At 39.2% G+C, this 17,373-nt stretch carries 22 protein-coding genes and 1 tRNA gene; 9 read left to right on the top strand and 14 right to left on the bottom strand.

Features of this window, described 5'->3' with window-relative positions:
- Nucleotides 1-442 precede the first annotated feature (442 nt).
- The 6 genes from ACZ444_RS05575 to ACZ444_RS05550 are packed head-to-tail and all read right to left on the bottom strand — an operon-like array spanning nucleotide 443 to nucleotide 3,808.
- The gene (locus ACZ444_RS05575) at nucleotides 443-892 is read right to left on the bottom strand and encodes a hypothetical protein (RefSeq protein ID WP_382358839.1); all 450 of its coding nucleotides are present in this window, start codon (nucleotides 890-892) and stop codon (nucleotides 443-445) included.
- 29 nt (nucleotides 893-921) lie between these two features.
- A complete protein-coding gene (locus ACZ444_RS05570; RefSeq protein ID WP_382358840.1) occupies nucleotides 922-1,830 on the bottom strand; it encodes a hypothetical protein in 909 nt (302 codons plus the stop codon).
- A 12-nt stretch (nucleotides 1,831-1,842) separates the two neighbouring features.
- Entirely contained in the window at nucleotides 1,843-2,481 is a 639-nt protein-coding gene (locus tag ACZ444_RS05565) for a hypothetical protein (RefSeq protein ID WP_382358841.1), read from the bottom strand.
- The gene (locus ACZ444_RS05560; protein ID WP_464433656.1) at nucleotides 2,478-3,158 is read right to left on the bottom strand and encodes a hypothetical protein; all 681 of its coding nucleotides are present in this window, start codon (nucleotides 3,156-3,158) and stop codon (nucleotides 2,478-2,480) included. The genes ACZ444_RS05565 and ACZ444_RS05560 overlap by 4 nt, the downstream gene beginning before the upstream one ends.
- A 35-nt stretch (nucleotides 3,159-3,193) precedes the next feature.
- The gene (locus tag ACZ444_RS05555; RefSeq protein WP_382358842.1) at nucleotides 3,194-3,514 is read right to left on the bottom strand and encodes a hypothetical protein; all 321 of its coding nucleotides are present in this window, start codon (nucleotides 3,512-3,514) and stop codon (nucleotides 3,194-3,196) included.
- A 36-nt stretch (nucleotides 3,515-3,550) separates the two neighbouring features.
- Nucleotides 3,551-3,808, bottom strand: coding sequence for a helix-turn-helix transcriptional regulator (locus tag ACZ444_RS05550; RefSeq protein WP_382358843.1), 258 nt, complete (start codon nucleotides 3,806-3,808; stop codon nucleotides 3,551-3,553).
- A 130-nt stretch (nucleotides 3,809-3,938) separates the two neighbouring features.
- Here ACZ444_RS05550 and ACZ444_RS05545 point away from each other — a divergent pair, with 130 nt between their 5' ends.
- From ACZ444_RS05545 to ACZ444_RS05535, 3 genes are read left to right on the top strand one after another with little or no spacing between them, the layout of a single operon-like run.
- Nucleotides 3,939-4,319: a helix-turn-helix domain-containing protein gene (locus ACZ444_RS05545; protein ID WP_382358844.1), complete on the top strand. Its 381-nt coding sequence runs from the start codon at nucleotides 3,939-3,941 to the stop codon at nucleotides 4,317-4,319.
- 33 nt (nucleotides 4,320-4,352) lie between these two features.
- Nucleotides 4,353-5,309: a dsDNA nuclease domain-containing protein gene (locus ACZ444_RS05540; protein WP_382358845.1), complete on the top strand. Its 957-nt coding sequence runs from the start codon at nucleotides 4,353-4,355 to the stop codon at nucleotides 5,307-5,309.
- Nucleotides 5,310-5,313: 4 nt separating this feature from the next.
- A complete protein-coding gene (locus ACZ444_RS05535; RefSeq protein ID WP_382358846.1) occupies nucleotides 5,314-6,261 on the top strand; it encodes a hypothetical protein in 948 nt (315 codons plus the stop codon).
- Nucleotides 6,262-6,302: 41 nt separating this feature from the next.
- Here ACZ444_RS05535 and ACZ444_RS05530 read toward each other — a convergent pair whose 3' ends face one another.
- Nucleotides 6,303-7,496, bottom strand: a complete 1,194-nt coding sequence (locus ACZ444_RS05530; RefSeq protein WP_464433219.1) for an IS256 family transposase — start codon at nucleotides 7,494-7,496, stop codon at nucleotides 6,303-6,305.
- A 121-nt stretch (nucleotides 7,497-7,617) separates the two neighbouring features.
- On the opposite strand from ACZ444_RS05530, the gene ACZ444_RS05525 reads away from it, so the two are divergent.
- The 4 genes from ACZ444_RS05525 (at nucleotide 7,618) to ACZ444_RS05510 (ending at nucleotide 10,142) form a co-directional block, all read left to right on the top strand.
- Nucleotides 7,618-8,358 (top strand): hypothetical protein, encoded by a 741-nt coding sequence (locus ACZ444_RS05525; RefSeq protein ID WP_382359427.1) that lies wholly within the window; start codon nucleotides 7,618-7,620, stop codon nucleotides 8,356-8,358.
- Nucleotides 8,359-8,552: 194 nt separating this feature from the next.
- Nucleotides 8,553-8,939 (top strand): ImmA/IrrE family metallo-endopeptidase, encoded by a 387-nt coding sequence (locus ACZ444_RS05520; RefSeq protein WP_382359428.1) that lies wholly within the window; start codon nucleotides 8,553-8,555, stop codon nucleotides 8,937-8,939.
- Nucleotides 8,936-9,319, top strand: coding sequence for an Arm DNA-binding domain-containing protein (locus ACZ444_RS05515; RefSeq protein ID WP_382359431.1), 384 nt, complete (start codon nucleotides 8,936-8,938; stop codon nucleotides 9,317-9,319). The genes ACZ444_RS05520 and ACZ444_RS05515 overlap by 4 nt, the downstream gene beginning before the upstream one ends.
- A complete protein-coding gene (locus ACZ444_RS05510; RefSeq protein ID WP_382359434.1) occupies nucleotides 9,279-10,142 on the top strand; it encodes a site-specific integrase in 864 nt (287 codons plus the stop codon). The genes ACZ444_RS05515 and ACZ444_RS05510 overlap by 41 nt, the downstream gene beginning before the upstream one ends.
- 259 nt (nucleotides 10,143-10,401) lie before the next feature.
- Here ACZ444_RS05510 and ACZ444_RS05505 read toward each other — a convergent pair whose 3' ends face one another.
- Both ACZ444_RS05505 and ACZ444_RS05500 read right to left on the bottom strand, forming a co-directional pair.
- Nucleotides 10,402-11,307 carry an IS3 family transposase gene (locus ACZ444_RS05505; RefSeq protein WP_464433816.1) on the bottom strand — a complete coding sequence of 302 codons (906 nt, stop codon included), beginning with the start codon at nucleotides 11,305-11,307 and terminating at the stop codon, nucleotides 10,402-10,404.
- 11 nt (nucleotides 11,308-11,318) lie between these two features.
- Nucleotides 11,319-11,630 (bottom strand): transposase, encoded by a 312-nt coding sequence (locus ACZ444_RS05500; protein ID WP_382360195.1) that lies wholly within the window; start codon nucleotides 11,628-11,630, stop codon nucleotides 11,319-11,321.
- A 62-nt stretch (nucleotides 11,631-11,692) separates the two neighbouring features.
- Here ACZ444_RS05500 and ACZ444_RS05495 point away from each other — a divergent pair.
- Nucleotides 11,693-11,787 (top strand) — tRNA-Leu (locus ACZ444_RS05495).
- Between the two features lie 304 nt (nucleotides 11,788-12,091).
- Nucleotides 12,092-12,685 carry an ATP-dependent Clp endopeptidase proteolytic subunit ClpP gene (gene clpP / locus ACZ444_RS05490; RefSeq protein WP_464433647.1) on the top strand — a complete coding sequence of 198 codons (594 nt, stop codon included), beginning with the start codon at nucleotides 12,092-12,094 and terminating at the stop codon, nucleotides 12,683-12,685.
- A 101-nt stretch (nucleotides 12,686-12,786) separates the two neighbouring features.
- On the opposite strand, the gene ACZ444_RS05485 is transcribed toward clpP, so the two are convergent.
- The 5 genes from ACZ444_RS05485 to trxB all read right to left on the bottom strand — a co-directional run bounded on the left by ACZ444_RS05485 (nucleotide 12,787) and on the right by trxB (nucleotide 17,305).
- Nucleotides 12,787-13,038 (bottom strand): HPr family phosphocarrier protein, encoded by a 252-nt coding sequence (locus ACZ444_RS05485; protein ID WP_382360189.1) that lies wholly within the window; start codon nucleotides 13,036-13,038, stop codon nucleotides 12,787-12,789.
- A 136-nt stretch (nucleotides 13,039-13,174) separates the two neighbouring features.
- On the bottom strand, nucleotides 13,175-14,128 hold the full coding sequence (gene whiA / locus ACZ444_RS05480) for a DNA-binding protein WhiA (protein ID WP_382360186.1): 954 nt from the start codon (nucleotides 14,126-14,128) through the stop codon (nucleotides 13,175-13,177).
- Between the two features lie 39 nt (nucleotides 14,129-14,167).
- Nucleotides 14,168-15,130: a gluconeogenesis factor YvcK family protein gene (locus ACZ444_RS05475; RefSeq protein WP_382360183.1), complete on the bottom strand. Its 963-nt coding sequence runs from the start codon at nucleotides 15,128-15,130 to the stop codon at nucleotides 14,168-14,170.
- 13 nt (nucleotides 15,131-15,143) lie between these two features.
- On the bottom strand, nucleotides 15,144-16,016 hold the full coding sequence (gene rapZ, locus ACZ444_RS05470; protein WP_382360180.1) for an RNase adapter RapZ: 873 nt from the start codon (nucleotides 16,014-16,016) through the stop codon (nucleotides 15,144-15,146).
- A gap of 335 nt (nucleotides 16,017-16,351) precedes the next feature.
- The gene (gene trxB, locus ACZ444_RS05465; protein ID WP_464433643.1) at nucleotides 16,352-17,305 is read right to left on the bottom strand and encodes a thioredoxin-disulfide reductase; all 954 of its coding nucleotides are present in this window, start codon (nucleotides 17,303-17,305) and stop codon (nucleotides 16,352-16,354) included.
- Nucleotides 17,306-17,373: the final 68 nt, after the last annotated feature.

The raw sequence follows: 17,373 nt of genomic DNA, 5'->3' as shown, positions 1-17,373 counted from the left end.
ATTACTTGCCAATGAAAAGTCATTGTGGAAGATGTATTCTTAGGTCTTGATAATTTTATAGAAATGCTATCTTTGATATATCCAGATGCTTCTCTATATTCACCTGATGACGTACTGTCTGATTCGTGGCTTAAAATTAAAAAAGACTTAGAAGTGTTAATGTTTGATATATTCTCAATTACTGATCCTTTTTTACTAAAAGATATAGTACCTCTTTGAACGCTCTTAATACCTTTAGTGTCTATATTAAGAGGGAATTTGCCATATATATAATCAACGTTGCTCTTTATAGTTCAAATATCACTCTTTAATCGTGAAATATCATCAGTATTATCTTTGATTTGTTCTTGTGTTTTTTTTGTTGGAAACTCGATTTCTTTTTTTGCCATTATTATACCTCCTCATAAACAAAAGCCAGCCTAAATGGCTGACTGATTATGTTCTATATAGGTTCTTCTTCAAGATTTAATTCTTTTCTTGCTAAATCGTTAATCCAAGCAAATGTTGCTAATCCAATGATATTAATGTTAAGCAAAGTATCCTCTGAATTTAACTCCTTAATCTCATCTCGTACATAGTCCAGATTATAATCCCTGTAATTTAAATCATTAAAACGATAATTCAAATTATGAGCACATTTGTTTCTTAACTTATTGAGCTTAACAAGATTTTGATATAACTTTTCTGGAATCAAATCCATGTTAAATATTAGCTCCAACTTATTTAAATAATTCCACCTCAATATTTTTGAAGATGTCTTAGTTTTATTCTTAATAATCAAATCAACCCAATACTCTGTATAAAGATGAATAGTAACGACTGCTGCGATTGGATCTTCAATCGAATTTAATTTCGTCGCAAAACCTTCTGCCAACTCATGAGACATACCCAATTTTATCACATCCCTTTTTGACAAGATTATCAGTTAAGGGATTCATAAACAAATGTCAGCCCATCTTTATTACTATTGACTTTCCATCCACCTTGATATTTAATGCCATCAATCTCAAACCTATTATGTTGCATATCGTCCGCCTTATGCGCATCAAAATCCTGCTTGCTTGCCTGTTCAATGTTTTCTACTTTCGGCAGACCAACATCATCTTTAGACACACCGCCGCGAACTTCAGAAATGTTTTTACCGTCCAGTTTACTGCTATCACTAGCTTGTTCATTTTTACCTAATTGCTCCTGGTTTTTGACCTTACCTAAACCAATTTGTTCAGCGTTTGTGCCGTGAGGATTATCCTTATCACCCGCGTGACTACCCTCCGCGACCGTTCCTTTTTCGGTTCCAAAATCCTTGTTGAATGCATCGTTTTTATTAAAGGATGGTTCCGCTCCTATATCAGACGGAGACACAGGATCAGATCCATCACTCGCGTGTGTGCTCGCATGTGACTCAGGCGTATATTCGCTGGGTTTCCCCGGTAAGTTCTCCCAAGTCATGTCAGGTATTTCTTTTATTTGCTGGTCCGTATATTGATTCGCATTTGATTCAGCCGGGCCAGCTTTAGATTGTGCACCGCTAGGCGTTTCCGCATCGATATCACTTGGCTTAATTTCATCATCGCCACCGCTGGAATGACTGGAAGCATGATGTTCTGGTGGGAAAACAGAAGGTTTTTCTTGAATTTCAGGCCAACTCAGCTTTAATTGTTCAAGGTATTCGCGCAATTCTTTTAGTGCTTCGTACGTGGTATGTTGAAACCGATTGTGCCATTGAGCGGGTGGCTTATCTCCTTCTTGCCAACCTTGATTACGTTTGCTTTCTGGTGGTTCGGTTCCCGGCGCATTCCACTCCGGCAACCGCTTTTCGAATTTAGCCATCATGTCACCCCTTTAAACAGGTAATTTTTCTTCATTTTCGGGCTTATAAACGGCACCGTAGTAGCCGCCTGTTGTCATATCTAGATCGGAAAAACCTTTATCTTTGTCCTGGACTAACTCTGTTCCACCATATTCAAATGTTCCTTGTAATTCAATTTGTTTAACAAGTACGCCTGCAGCTACTGTACGCTGCACAATTTGCACAAACTGACCACTGGACATCCCTACCTCATTTAATCGTTCAATCGGAATCTCAATAACTTTGATAGCAGCAGGTTCTGGGTTGTATTCATCCATCCATTTGTCAGTTATATTAACCTCTTGTTTTGGTACATCTAGCGACATAGCCAGAACATCAATAATCGTATTCGTATCAGCCGTGGAGAAATCACGTGCTACTTTTGATTTCAGCATAATGCGATAAATATCATCATTAGCTCCGCCGCGATATTGGTCAATATCGCGTCCTATGTCATTTAGAACTTCACCCTCGGCATTATCAATGGAACGCCATGATTCGATTTGCTCAAATGTTTCCCGTAATTCTTCAAACGGCTTGATCATAATGCCAATAATTTTAGCAATATTGGAGTCCTGAGCCTTTTTGTAAGCATCTGTGAGCCGATGAATAGTTTTATCTTTTAAACTCATGATATATCGACCTTTTCATAATCTGTTATAGCAACCTCTGTTGGGCTTATTTCTATGGTATTCATTTCTTCCGTGTTGTTAATGTCTTTACCAATTTTTAGCCTCGGTACATTTTCAATACCCGGAACGCTCTGGAATATAATATTGACAAGCGGCATGAAGTAAACATCTTCACCTGTTTGCAGACCCACATACTCGTTGCCATCATAATCCGTACCGCCTATATGTCTCACAATTTCTGTTATAATCCTTTTTTTGCCGTCGTCCGGGAACTCATTATTTGTTTTGAGCACCATTTCAACATGTATATTTACTTTTTTGGCACGCGTTAGACCTACTGGGACAATGTTTCCTGCGTCGTCTTCTATATCCACCATCGTTTCACCATAGGCTTGTACACCCGCTGCGCGTCGTTTAAAAATAGCTCTCGCGACATCTTCATCATCACCACCTAACACATACGTTTCAAAACTTCGCCCTGGCCGTCCGTTTTGTTTATCAAGTGATAGGTTTTCGATAACTGTAGCGGTAAGTACGCCCTCGACACCTAATACTTCGGAACGGATGCCGTTCATGGTTGGAGAACCACTTGCGGAGAGTGACAATTCGTAGCGATTTTTTAGTTCATCGTCTGTTTCAGCTATCCGTCCGCCCGAAATAGGCTCTTTATTTGTCACGCCATCAACGCCGACAATAGGTGTATCAATTGTGTCTACCTCACCAGGCTGTGCATTGCCGTGAGCGCCTGTGCCCGATCCTCGTCTGACCTTTGAAGGAATGCGCCTACTTGAACGTTAGATTCAGGATTTTTGAATTTGCGAATATGAGGTTCGCGAATTGTTTGGCATCCTGCTAGTTTCTTTGCATGGTCAAAGACCATATCCATTTCTTCAAGGCGCATATTATGATCAGCCAAAGTTTGCAAAATGTTGTAAGCCATTCGGCTCAGATCATCATACGTGATCGTTCTGATTGTGCTTTTCTTTTGTGATCCGTCGTTGCCGCGGCGGGTCACATATGGATTTTCGTTCATTAAATAACCTCCTTAGCGAATTCGGTGTCACATCTTTTACTTGCATTTTTTTGCAACATATCCATTAAAAAAATATTCAACTGGTACTTCAAAGTATTCCGCAATAGTATGCAATTCATCAGCTGTAAAATTTTGCGAACCTACTTCTTTACGATGATAAGGATAAAGACTATTCAAGCTCAATATTTGAGCCATTTCTCGCTGGGAAAGATTGTGTTCATTTCTGAGAGATCTAATTCTCTCAAGGTTTACTTTTTTCATTTTTTCACCTCTTTTATCTTGCGTTTTTTGCAAGATTTGACCCCAGTATAAATTGCATTAAATGCAATGTAAATAATTTAATGCATTTAATGCAATAAAATTTTTGCTAAATCTGCAATAATGGTATATTAAAAAGGAGGTAAATAGGTTGGAGGTTGTGACCATGGAAAATAACACATTAGGTAAACGCATGAAATGGCTTAGAGAAAAGAAAGATTTAAAACAAAACAAAGTTGCTGAAACACTAGGAATTACTGCTTATCAATTGTCCAGATATGAAAGCGGAAAGTCTAAGCCTGATCCAAAATTAATAGCTTCAATCGCCAATTACTATGACGTAACAACCGATTATCTTCTAGGTCACAACAGCCAGGAAACAGCCGTAGATCCTGAAGAAGATGAAAAAACGGCCATCATCAACAAAATAGCCAAGGACTTCCCTAACGCTGACCTGATGTTTCACGATATGGCTAATATGGATGCGGACCAGCTGCAGGAAGTGTACGAGTTCATTAAGTTTAAGATGAGTCAGAAGGATAAATGAATATGTTATTTATATAATGGAGGATTATTGACTATGCCTACAATGGATGATGGAGGAGCTAACGCAATTCGGGGCTTTAATTATCAAAAAGCATCTATCATCTTAGTTATGATTAAAAACTTTCAAAAACAAGATTTTGCTATTATTCCTGAAGCTGATGAAGATTTTGATGTAAAATGCGAAAATAATGATTTTTATATACAAGTAAAAGGTACCAATAAAATTTCTCCGAAAAAACTTATGAAATCAAGTAATAGTAAAAATTCAGGGGATTCAATTTTAGAAAAGAATATGGAGCCAGGTTCAAACTCAGATATTAGAAAAATATTTATATGTAATTACACTGAATCTTTAAATAATCAATTAATTGAAGAATACGGTGATCACATTGTAACTCCGGTATATAGCCTTTCTGATCAACAAAAGAAAGTTTTTATCAATAAATTAAATCTTACCCCTGATCAAACTACTCGTCTAAACAATCTATATATTTTTATTACCCCTTTTATTAACAATTCAACTGATGCGACAACATATTTAAAGGGAGAAATGGTTAATGAAGATTTAATTACTAGTAATGAACGAGCTCAATTAATTCTTGGAGAATTATCAACGTTAGTAGATCAAAAAAGTGAGATAACGATAACTAATGAAGAGGATTATAATAAGAAAAAAATAAGTGGTGAAAGTCTTAAAGAGTTTTTAATCACTGTTGAAAACATGGATAATTTTAATAGTATACTTGAATCTTTGGATTTTAACTTCCTTAAAAAGCAAAAAATTAGAATGGAAAAAAATAAAATTCCGTTGCTATTCCAAGATTTAAAAAGTAATATTAAAGAAGAAATAACTTTAGACTCTGTTATTAATCTTACGGATCAAGGTGCTCTTGACTTAATTATAAATACAATAAAAAGCAAAATTTCTGATATTAATGAACACCAATTATGGGCTATAGCTATAGATTGCTTTAAGGATTTAGGAGAATAAATATATGTGGATTGAGTCATTTTCCATACTGGATTATAAAAACGAGGAAGCTAATCACTATAAATTTTCAGAAGGTATCAATTTAATATCCAGTGAAAATAATAGTCTGGGGAAATCTAGTGTCTTAAAATCACTTTATTTTAACTTAGGATTCGATATTAAACATTTTCCCAGCAATTGGGACTCAAGAAATATGGTTTTTCAGTTAAAATGTGTAATCAACGATGAGGAGTATGTTATAACTCGTAAAAATAATATTTTTAAAATAGATAACGACGATACCCCCTTAAATGTAAAGGAATATTCAAACTGGCTTCAAGACAAACTAAATATAAATATGCAATTACCTAACGTAAGGACAAACGAATTATATGAAGCGTATTCTTCAGCGATTATTTTACCTTTTTATATTGACCAAGATGATTCATGGAATGGTGCTCTATACAAAAATGTAACTGACACTGTAAAGCAATACTCTTCTATGCCTTCAGAAATTTTTAAATATTTATTTAATATTTCTGATATCGAAATACAAGATTTAAACAACCTCATAAAAAGTTATCAAAAAGAAAAAAACGATACCCAAACAAAAATAAATAGTCTGAATCTTGTTATTGAAGACTATCAAACTGAGGTTTCATCTGTTCCATCAATCGACAAAAATGCTCTAGAACAAGAAATAAATTCATATTTGAAGATTTTGAATGATCATAATGAAAAAGCAACTAAATACAAAATGAATTTAATAAATAAACAAGAACTTTTGGATCAACAAAAACAAGACTTATCTGAAATAGAAAAATTACTCCAAATGAACAAAAAAAGATATGATTCGATACAATCAATATGCACTTATTGTAATTCATATTTAACTCAAGAACAGTCTTTAACAAGATTAAATTTATCAAATAATAAATTTGAAATGGGGGCGTCAATAATTTTGTGTAAATGACCCTATCCCTTTTGAATTTAGTTAGCCAGTGTTTTAGTCGTTTAAACTTGTTCCTCCAGCGATTCAAACATCTGCAGTAATTCAGGCTTTGCTTTTTTGAAGCCTCTGTGGCACCGCATACCGAACTTATGGTTATAATCTAAAAACTGGGTCACCAGGAAACGTTCCAGGGCATCTTCATTTGGAAATTGTTCTTTGCGTTTGACGTAGCGTTTGATTTCCTTGTTAAATCCTTCGATGAGGTTTGTTGTATAGATGCTGGATCGGATGGATGCCGGAAAATCATAAAACGTTAATAAGCGATCCTGTTTCATCACGGCATCGACAGCACGTGGATACGTCTTATGCCATTTGTTTTGAAATTGTTCCAGGGCATTTAAAGCATCCTGGCGGCTTTCAGCCTCATAGACAGCCCTGAAATCATCCAGAATGACGGCACGATCTTTCACACGTACTTTGTTAGCGATGTTGCGGGAAACATGAACGCAGCACACCTGATGTTTAGCCTTGGGATAGACACGATGCAGCGCATCCGTCATGCCGTTCAAGCCGTCCGAAATGAAAAGAAGGACGTGTTCAACACCGCGATCATATAAGCGCTGAACGAGCTCCTCCCACACCTCGGCGGATTCCGTTGGGGCGATGGTGAAGTCGAGCACTTCTTTGCCGCCATCTTCCGCAATGCCAATGGCGATATAGACCGATTCCTTTTCAACGCTTTGACGCCGGATTGGAATTTGCGTGGCATCCAGATAAATGCAGACATAACGCTGTTCCAGCGTTCGCTCATGAAAAGCCTTAACATCTTCTGACACAAGCTGTGTCAGGTTGGATACAGTTTGTTTGGAATAGTGCTGACCATACATTTTTTCGATCAAATCGGCGATTTCATCCGTTGTGATGCCCTTTTCGTACAGGTGGATGATAAACTGTTCCAGTGTGTCGTTGGAACGTTTATAGGGTGCCAGGGTTTGTTGCTGAAAGGCACCGTTGCGATCTCTGGGAATATGCAGCTCAAGGTTGCCGTATTCTGTCTTAAACGTACGGCCATAAAATCCGTTACGGGAATTACCAGAGTTAACGCCAGCCTGCTCATAAGGCTCATAGTCCAGAAAAGCTGTTAATTCGTGTTTTAAAAGCTGATTGATCGCTGTTTCCAAGTGATGGCGAAAAACTTCTTCAATATCCTGTTTTTGGGCTAGTGATTCAAGCAAATCTGTAGTAAGATGGCTCATAGGGAAGACCTCCTGTGGGTGTGTTTTGGCTAACTCTATTCTACAGGAAAGGGTCTTCCTTTTTCTATGACCATTATTGAGTCATTGCGATTTACACAAACTATTTTACGCTCTCTTTGAAATGCAGTATTTACGTGATGAAGTATTAAGTAATATATCAAAGTATGAAAAAGATATAGAAGAACTAGAGCTGGATAAAACTAGATTAGATAAAGATATTGAAAAGATTAATTCTTATATAAAAAGATCCAAAGAGTTATTAACTATAGACGAGTATATTGATTCAAAGGCAAAATCAATTGCACTTAATGAAATGAATGACCGTGTTAATAGCGAATTATTACATAAATCAAATTTAGATAATGAAATTAAAACACTCAAAAAGAGAGTTGAGGAATTAAATAAAGATAAAAAGTCATTAAGAAAAGAATTATCCTCTTCCTATAAATCAAAAATCAACCAAATGGAAATTATTTTGTCTAATACCAACCTGAATGAACTTGAATTTCTTTCCTTCAAAAAATTCAATGGGAGTGGTATTGACAAAAATAAAAAGTTTTTAGCTTATTATCTAACCTATTTTTCCTTAATTGAAAAATATGGCATATATAATTTACCGCTATGTATGGATTCTTTTATAAAAGATGAAGCAACAACTCAATCATTAACCCAAATGTTTAGTGCTATAGAAAAAAGTCTTTTTACAAGCAATAATCAAGTGTTTTTTTCACTTGTAAATGAAAATTTTAAATATCTTCAGCACGAAGAAGAGTATAATATTATTGATATTGGTGATAAAGTTTTAAGTGAAGATAAATATAACGAAGTTTCCCAAGAAATTGAAAAAAATCAAAAGTTATAATAAACAACTTAAAACTTTAGACCAAGATTTTCTTGCAGTTTACTAAACAATTAAAATGACTTAATTAACAAAACTTTTAAAAATACGGTGTACATAAGTACACCGTTTTTTTAAACCTAAATCGAACACTAGTTCTAAATGGAGATGATACCATTACGCATCTTGAAGACTTCATCACGACCTTATACAGAGATATGCGGATAACCACACCGCAGCAGATGAGCATTAAACGTATCGCAAATAGTTTGGGAATTAACATACACTATGGCTGTGTCAATTTTATAATCGATAATGACATAGTCATCAGGGAAACAACAAAACAGCGTGAGTGGCAGTTATTTGGCCATGAGTTGGGTCATTATTTAAGACATGCCGGTAACCAGTATGTTATGTGCTATCTTTTCCGGGATCTGCAGGAGTACCAGGCGGACCATTTTGCTTATCACTTCTGTGTTCCAACATTTATGCTGGATAACGTACAGCCATTAACAGTCCATGATGTTGTTAATCTGTTTTGTGTAGAATACCAATTTGCACGACAGAGATTGGATATGTATCAGCAAAGGGAGGAATACATATGAGAGGACACATTGCTAAAAAAGGCCAAAAATATTATGTTGTTATTGATCTGGGACAGGATCACAAAAATAAGCGCAAGCAAAAGTGGTTCTCCGGATATGAACGAAAGAAAGATGCAGAAAAGGACTTACCGAAAATCATCAACAAATTGGAACAGGGATACACAGATCCAGCGAATATGACCATGCTGGAATACTTTGAACAATGGCTCCAAAAGAAAAAGAATGCGGTATCTGAGGGCACGTATGAACATTATGAGTCTTATTATATGCGCAAGCACATCATTCCAGTTGGGCCACTTGAAGATAAACAAATTAAAAAGTCACCATATCGAATCATTTATGGACGAAGTTTCCGAAAAAGAATTATCACAACGCAGTAAACATCATATTTACCGGATCCTTTCCAGCTCAATTGCAAAAGGAAAGAAATATGGCATTGATGAAAACATTATGGAAGATATTGAACCCCCTAAATTAGACAGGCAGGAAAAAGAGTATTGGATACAAGCAGAAGTCCAGACATTTATGGCCCATTTGAATAGTAAAAATCATGCATTGCCAATTATCCTTGCTCTGGCAACCGGCATGCGTCGCGGGGAAGTGCTTGGCCTAACATGGTCGAAAGTCGATTTTGGAAATAAAACATTGTCGGTTACACATCAATTGAAAAAACATGAAAACAGCAAATGGTATTTATCGTCCCAATTAAAGACATCGACGAGCTACCGCACCATTAAGCTGGACGATGACACAATTGATATTCTAAAAAGTCACAAGCGTAAACAAGAGAAACAGAAGTTGCAAGCTGGATCTGATTACGATGATAAAGACCTGGTTTGCGCTGTTTCAGATGGCGGGTATATGCTGCCAACTTATCTGCGGACCGTGTTCAATCGCACAATCAAGAAAAGTGGTGTAGCAAAAATTAGCTTTCATGGGTTAAGACACACCCACGCCACTCTTCTATTACAGTCTGGTGTCCATCCAAAAGTAGTACAGGAACGACTGGGCCATCTGTCCATTCAAACGACCTTAGATACTTATTCGCATATTATACCAGGCATCCAAGATGTCGCTGCAGAAAGCATTCAAAAATCGCTTTATCAACAGCCGAAAAGCAATGATGAAAATGTTTCTTCGATGTACGAAAATAACCGTCCAACGTCTAACAGAATTTCTAACGAAACATCTAACACTAACTGAAATCAATGGAAATTTATTAGAACCAAAGGTCTTTATTCAAAACAATTTCGGATTAGCCCCTATATTTTAGACATGTAAGGCGAAATTCTCTTGTTTACTCATATTTGCTTTGAATTCATCTGTTTTTCGTCCGCTGACAATGTAACCTTCACTGCGCCTGGGATCAAGGGTAAAGGCTGACGCCCGATCTACCGATCGCCCTTGATCTCATGCTCGTTCCGGCTGCTGTTAACACAGGACGAAAAATCAAGAAAAAATGTTATAGGGTCACCGTTTTCGTCGTTACGCCTGCCTGCATATGCTTACGAAAAAATTCAGCCGGAGGACGATAACCGAGGCTCCCATGAAGACGGACGTTATTATAATTATAAAAGAACTCAGAAACCCTTTCATACGCCGTTTTATAGCTCTCAAAGAGCTCTCGCGAGAGGCAATCGTCCTCCAGGACGCGGTGAAAGGATTCAATATGAGCATTTTTATTGGGCGTTTTGGGCGGAATCCGTTCATGTTCACAGCCCAGGGTTTCGCAAGCTGCCTCAAATGCCTTTGCGACATATTGTGGGCCGTTGTCACTGCGAATAATGGGCTGCGTATCTGCTTCCAACAGATCCCTTTGCCAAAGCGCGTTTTTCAAGGTTCTTACGGCGTCTGTCGCTCGACAGCTCCGCCCCATATGATAGGCAATAATCGAACGATCATAGACATCAAGAAACTCAAGGATAAAAAAGAAACGGTCTTCACCATCGACATAACCATATTTGATATCCGTTTCCCAAAGCTGATTGGATCCTGTGATGATGCGATTTCTAGCAATTCGCCTGGGATAATGGATTTGTTTACGATGCTGGCGGCGTAAAATGCCCAGTTCCTGACACAGCCGATAGATTTTCTTTTTATTAACCACCAATCCGTATTCCCGCCGCAAGGCCGCTGTGAGTTTATGATAGCCATAGTTGTAGCCTGATCCGCTGATCAGCTCCATCAGCCACTCCTGGATTTGCTCATCAGAAATACGTACATGATGGTCATTATAAGAATAGCCTGGCGCCGGACGTCCCTCACTTACTTGTTTTTCTTTCACGGCATAGCGTGTTTGATAATAGTAACTGGAACGGGCCACACCGGCAATTCGTAATACCTTCGCGACGGGATAGCCACGCCCAATCCATTGCTGGGCTACTTCAATTTTTTCAGCAAGTGAGGGTTTTTCTTTTTTACAAGATCCCGCAGGATCGCAATTTCAAGATCCTTATCACCAAGCAGCTGTTTGAGATGATCGTTTTCTTTGGTTAATTCACCAACTTCCTGATTACTGGCTGCGTCAGCATCAACGCCGGCAAAGCCTCCATCATGGTATTGTTTTTGCCAACGGTGAAGCATGTTAGGTGTGATCTCGTATCGTCTGGCCACAGCTGCTTTATTGCCGACTTCCTCGGCTTCTTGAATAACCTGGACTTTAAATTCATTGGAATAATGTTGGCGTTCCATAACAAGATCCCCTTTCAACTTTAGTGTAACGCTTGTTACCTTAAGTGTCCAAAGTCACTTGGGGGCTTGTATGATTTGACACCCGCTAAAATACGTTAAAATGCTACTTATTGGTTTCCGGTACCAGGAGTCGGAGGTTCAAGTCCTCCCGGGCGCATCCATCTTTAAGTCAGAGATACTGTGAGTGTCTCTGACTTTTTTCTATTCTGCAGAAACCTGAAGATTATCACCCTTCTTGTATAAACATTTTAATAATATTTTTGCTTAATGGGTTTTATTGGGTACCTTTTAAGGGTATTATGAAATAAGATGCATTTGACTTATCCTGAGTTTATCTTTATAGACTTTTAAAATGTCAATTTTAGTGTGACCTTTTCGTTTGACCTTTTTTGACCTATTAGTTATGATAAAGATATCCACTGCATGGATGGGTTTTGAAAATGAACAAGGAGGCTAATGAAATGAATTTAATACCAACAGTTATTGAACAGACAAATAGCGGGGAACGCGCCTATGATATTTATTCGCGCCTGTTAAAAGATCGTATCATTATGCTTGGAAGCGAGATTAATGACGACGTTGCCAACTCTATTGTGGCGCAGCTGCTGTTTTTGGAGGCAGAAGACCCGGACAAGGATATTTCCCTGTACATTAACTCACCAGGCGGCTCAATCACCGCAGGCATGGCCATTTACGATACCATGCAGTTCATCAAATCAGATGTTTCAACCATTTGCACAGGTATGGCAGCATCCATGGGTTCTTTCTTGCTGACAGCCGGCGAAAAAGGCAAACGATTTGCACTGCCTAACAGTGAAGTTATGATTCACCAGCCATTAGGCGGCACACAAGGCCAGGCAACGGATATTGACATTCATGCACGCCGTATCATTCAAATACGTGAGAAAATGAACAAAATCCTGTCTGAACGGACAGGTCAGCCTTTGGAAGTCATTCAGCGTGATACAGACCGGGATAACTTCAAGTCTGCCCAGGAATCTGTTGAATACGGTCTGATTGACAAAGTTCTCGAAAGAAATACCGAGCGTGAATAAGAGCTGACATCTGATCGAAAAAAGCTGCACCGACTATGGTGCAGCTTTTTTATGATCAGATGATTGTGATCTTGAGAATAAGTGATTTGCGGATAAACATCCTACGTATCTGAAACGAATTCTGTCAATTCATTAAGAGCTTCCTTTTCGTCATCGCCCTCCGCTATCAACCTAACCATTTCACCCGACGTTATCGCCAGGCTCATCAATCCCATGATGCTTTTGGCATTAACCCGCCTTTTGTCTTTTTCAAGAAACAAATGCGCCGTAAACCGGTTTGCTTCCTGAACAAATTGCGAGGCCGCCCGTGACTGCAGCCCTGTTTCAAGTTCAACTTTCACGGATTTCTCCACTCTGTGTCACCCTCCTAATGAAATCGTTTGCAATACGTTATAAAAAAAAGACAGCACGTTAACTGTATGACTGCCATATTGTTAATTTGCTGTTTAGTGATCATAGTGTATCACATATTTAGACAATAATGAACTATCAATTATTCATTGACTTGGCGTCATCTTCCCGGAGTCTTTCAGCAAATTCGTCAATTTTCTTCAATCGATGGTTAACACCAGATTTAGAAATTTTACCACTTGTTACAAGTTCACCTAGTTCTTTCAGTGAAATTTCCTGATGCTGGACCCGTAATTGAGCTATTTCCTGTAATTTTTCCGGAAGAGCTTCCAAGCCGACTGTGTCCGCAATAAAATTAATATTTTCAATCTGACGAAAAGCAGCCCCAATCGTTTTGTTTAAATTTGCTGTTTCACAATTAACCAAACGATTGACTGAATTACGCATGTCCCGGACAATCCGCACATCTTCAAATTTGAACAGAGCATTATGGGCCCCAATTATGTTAAGAAAATCCGTTATTTTTTCGGCTTCTTTCAAATATGTTATATAGCCGCTTTTGCGTTCCAATTTCCGTGCCTTTAAGTCAAAGTCGTTTAGCATCTGACACAACGAATCATTATGCTCCTCGTAGACATTGGAAATTTCCAGATGATACGACGATGTTTCTGGATTGTTAATCGAACCGCCCGCTAGAAAGGCCCCCCGTAAATAGGAGCGTTTGGAGCAATCCTTTTCCCAGTAGACATCCGGTATTGTTTTATGAAACGTATACGAATCACTAACGATCCCTAAATCCGCCAGCAGGTTTTGAGCACTGTTCTTCAATCGGACAATATAAATGTGATTTTTTTTCAATTTCATTTTCTTGCGTACAAGCAATTCTGCTGAAATGTCATATAACGACTTCATCAATGTGAACATGCGCCGTGCAATAGCCGCATTTTCTGTTTGGACATCCAATGTGTGAACATTTCCGGCCATGGATATAACACCATTCATCCGGATTAGAGCAGCCAGTTCAGCATATTGGCCGCAAGCATCCAACTCGATGCCTGTCAGTTCTTTCTTGATCTCTGCTGCAAATGACATTCTCCTCACCTCCCGGCTCAGCCATTCACATCACCCTATTCATTCATCACGGATCATTGAATAAAGTAATTTGGCTATTTTATGTGTATCATGACGTAAGGCAGTCTTAGACGGATCAATGATATCATTTTCGATAACCTGAAGCCCCATCGCAAGCAGTCGGTCTATATCATAAATAACCGGGGTCGCATTTTCCTCGGCATAAATCTCACGTACCTGTTGTCGAATAGGTTCGTTATGAACAACAACCGAATCAATGCAATCATCACCAATGTGGCGATGAATGGCCTGCACATGATCTGCGGCGGTATAGCCGTCAGTCTCGCCCTCCTGTGTCATAACATTACAGACATAGACAACCCTTGCGCTCGTCTGACCAAGCGCTTTATCAATTTGCGGTATAATCAAATTCGGCATAATACTTGTGTATAGGCTCCCGGGAGATACGACAACCAAATCTGCATCCCTAATGGCCTGTACGGCATCAGGCAATGGATGAACCGGCTGCGGGCTTAGATAAACCTGCTCAATTTGTTTATGAGCGAGCGGTATCTGCGACTCTCCGGATACAACTGATCCATCGGTCATGCGTGCGTGGAGCGACATGTTGTCATTTGATATAGGAAGAATTCGCCCCTTAACATTGAGTACACGTGATATCTCCTGAATGCCCATTAAAAAATTCCCTGTCACTGACGTCATAGCTGCCAGCAGCAAGTTGCCCATTGAATGACCAGTCAGATCCTTGCCAGCTTGAAACCGATGCTGGAACAAATCTAAGAGCATTGGCTCGGCATCAGATAATGCAGCAATAACATTTCGTATATCACCAGGAGCCGGCATGCCCATTTCATCACGCAGACGGCCTGTACTGCCACCATCATCAGCAACTGTTACGAGAGCTGTCAGATCGACGGGTAAATCTTTCAGTCCACGCAAAAGGACCGGCATCCCCGTTCCGCCGCCAATAACAACGACGCTCAGATTTTTTTCGCTTTTCATGTTAATAACCCTTTCATTTATCGATATCGCGATGGCTGACATGCGTCATGTATTGTTCTGAAAGCTGTTCAGCAAAGTATTCTGCAATGGCTACAGAACGATGGCGTCCACCTGTACAACCGATACCGATGACAAGCTGTGATTTTCCTTCTTTTTTATACTGAGGCAGCATGAACTGCAGTAAATCCAGTACTTTTGTATCAAATTTCTGGGTATCAGACCACTTAAAAACATAGGAAGCAACATCAGAATGAAGCCCTGTCAGCGGCTTGATTTGCGGTACATAATGCGGATTGGGCAAAAAACGCACATCGAACAATAAATCCGCATCAATCGGGATGCCATATTTATACCCAAATGAGACCATTTGTACCGAGAAGATATCCTTTTGATCGCCTGTATAAGCTTTTAAAATCTGATTTCTTAATTCTCTGGGGGTCAGGTTACTGGTATCAATGATACGCTGTGCCCTCCCCCTTAATTCATCGAGCATTTTCCGTTCCTGTTGAATACCGTTCAATGGCAGACCTTCTGCAGCCAAAGGATGGCTGCGCCGAGTCTCTTTATAGCGATTGACTAAAGCATTATCTTGTGCATTCAAGAAAAGAATTCGATCATCCAGCCATTCTTCTTCACCTAATCTGTCCAGCACCTCAAACAGCGAATCAAAAAATTCACGAGAACGCAAGTCCATGACCAGTGCCACATTTTGAATATTATTACGCGAGTCCTTCATCAGATCCAAAAATTTCGGCAGCAATGCTGGCGGCAGATTATCCACACAGTAATAACCCATATCTTCAAAACTCTGGACAGCAACCGTTTTCCCCGCTCCAGACATGCCGGTTATCACAACTAATTTTGTTTGCGGTTTATTATTTGCCATACACAATTCTCCTCTTCAGGGAATGAACAAACAACAGCCCTGCACCCTTTGATTTCACAAACAGAAACGTGCTGCCTCTCGAAATGTCTGATACAAAAAGCTATTAGCTATATTATACACTGAAACCGCTCCGGCCAACAACCTTCTGGAATGCGGGCAGACACATACCCGCCTCACTGAATTAAAAAAAGCAGGTGACATCATATCACCTGCAAGTCATTTATCATTATAAGGGGGTCAATAATGTTATTGTATCAAATTGATGTTTCGTGCGGGTTACAGTAACATTAAAATATCATGACGCATCTGACTTTCACTTGAAACAGATGCAGAGCTTACGATTGTGCCGCTTTCAGCTCTTCTTTTAAATCTTCAATATATTTCTGTGCTTCCTCAGCAGCAATGCTTCCATCACCAGTTGCTGTCACGATTTGCCGCAATGATTTCTCACGGATGTCACCTGCTGCAAATATACCTGGAATGGCCGTCTGCATTTCTTCATTTGTTTGAATATAACCTTCTTCGCCTGTAATGCCAAGTGATAAAAACGGCTCATTAATAGGCAGCAAGCCTATATAAATGAAAACACCATCTATCGGATAGTCATATTCTTCGCCCGTCTTATTGTCATGCAGAAGAACTGAACTGACCTTGCCATCTGGTCCATTAATTGTTTTAGCCTCTGTATTCCAGATGAAGTCAATCTTGTCATTGTCAAACGCACGGTCCTGCAGAATTTTCTGCGCACGCAGTTCATCACGCCGATGAACAATGGTTACTTTGTCAGCAAAACGTGTCAAGTACATGCCTTCCTCAACGGCAGAGTCACCGCCGCCAACAACGACGAGATTCTTCCCTTTAAAGAACGCACCATCACAGACAGCACAATAGGAAACACCTTTTCCGCCCAATTCTTCTTCCCCTGGTACTCCAAGTTTTTTGTACTCGGCACCAGAAGCAATAATCAGAGTGCGTGTGTTGTACTGTTTTTTTCCGGCGAAGATCGTTTTATACATGCCATGATCCTCGACACTTTTAATATCACCGTAAGCATACTCAGCACCGAACTTTTTAGCATGTTCATACAATTCATTAGATAAATCCGGGCCTGAAATATAGGAGTAGCCAGGATAATTCTCAACATCTTCTGTATTAGCTACTTGGCCACCTGGAATGCCGCGTTCGAGCATCAGTGTATCAAGATCAGCCCGGGATGCATAGACCGCCGCGGTCATGCCAGCAGGGCCTGCACCAGCAATTATTACATCATACATACGTTCTTCGGACATCATATCAGCCCTTTCTCTCACATTTATCCGTTTACCGTCTTCATCATATTAGATAGCGATGATTTCGT

The sequence above is a fragment of the Lentibacillus kimchii genome (genome assembly GCF_055381965.1).
The sequence above is the reverse complement of the archived record's forward strand: the minus strand, read 5'-3'. Positions and strand labels throughout refer to the sequence as shown.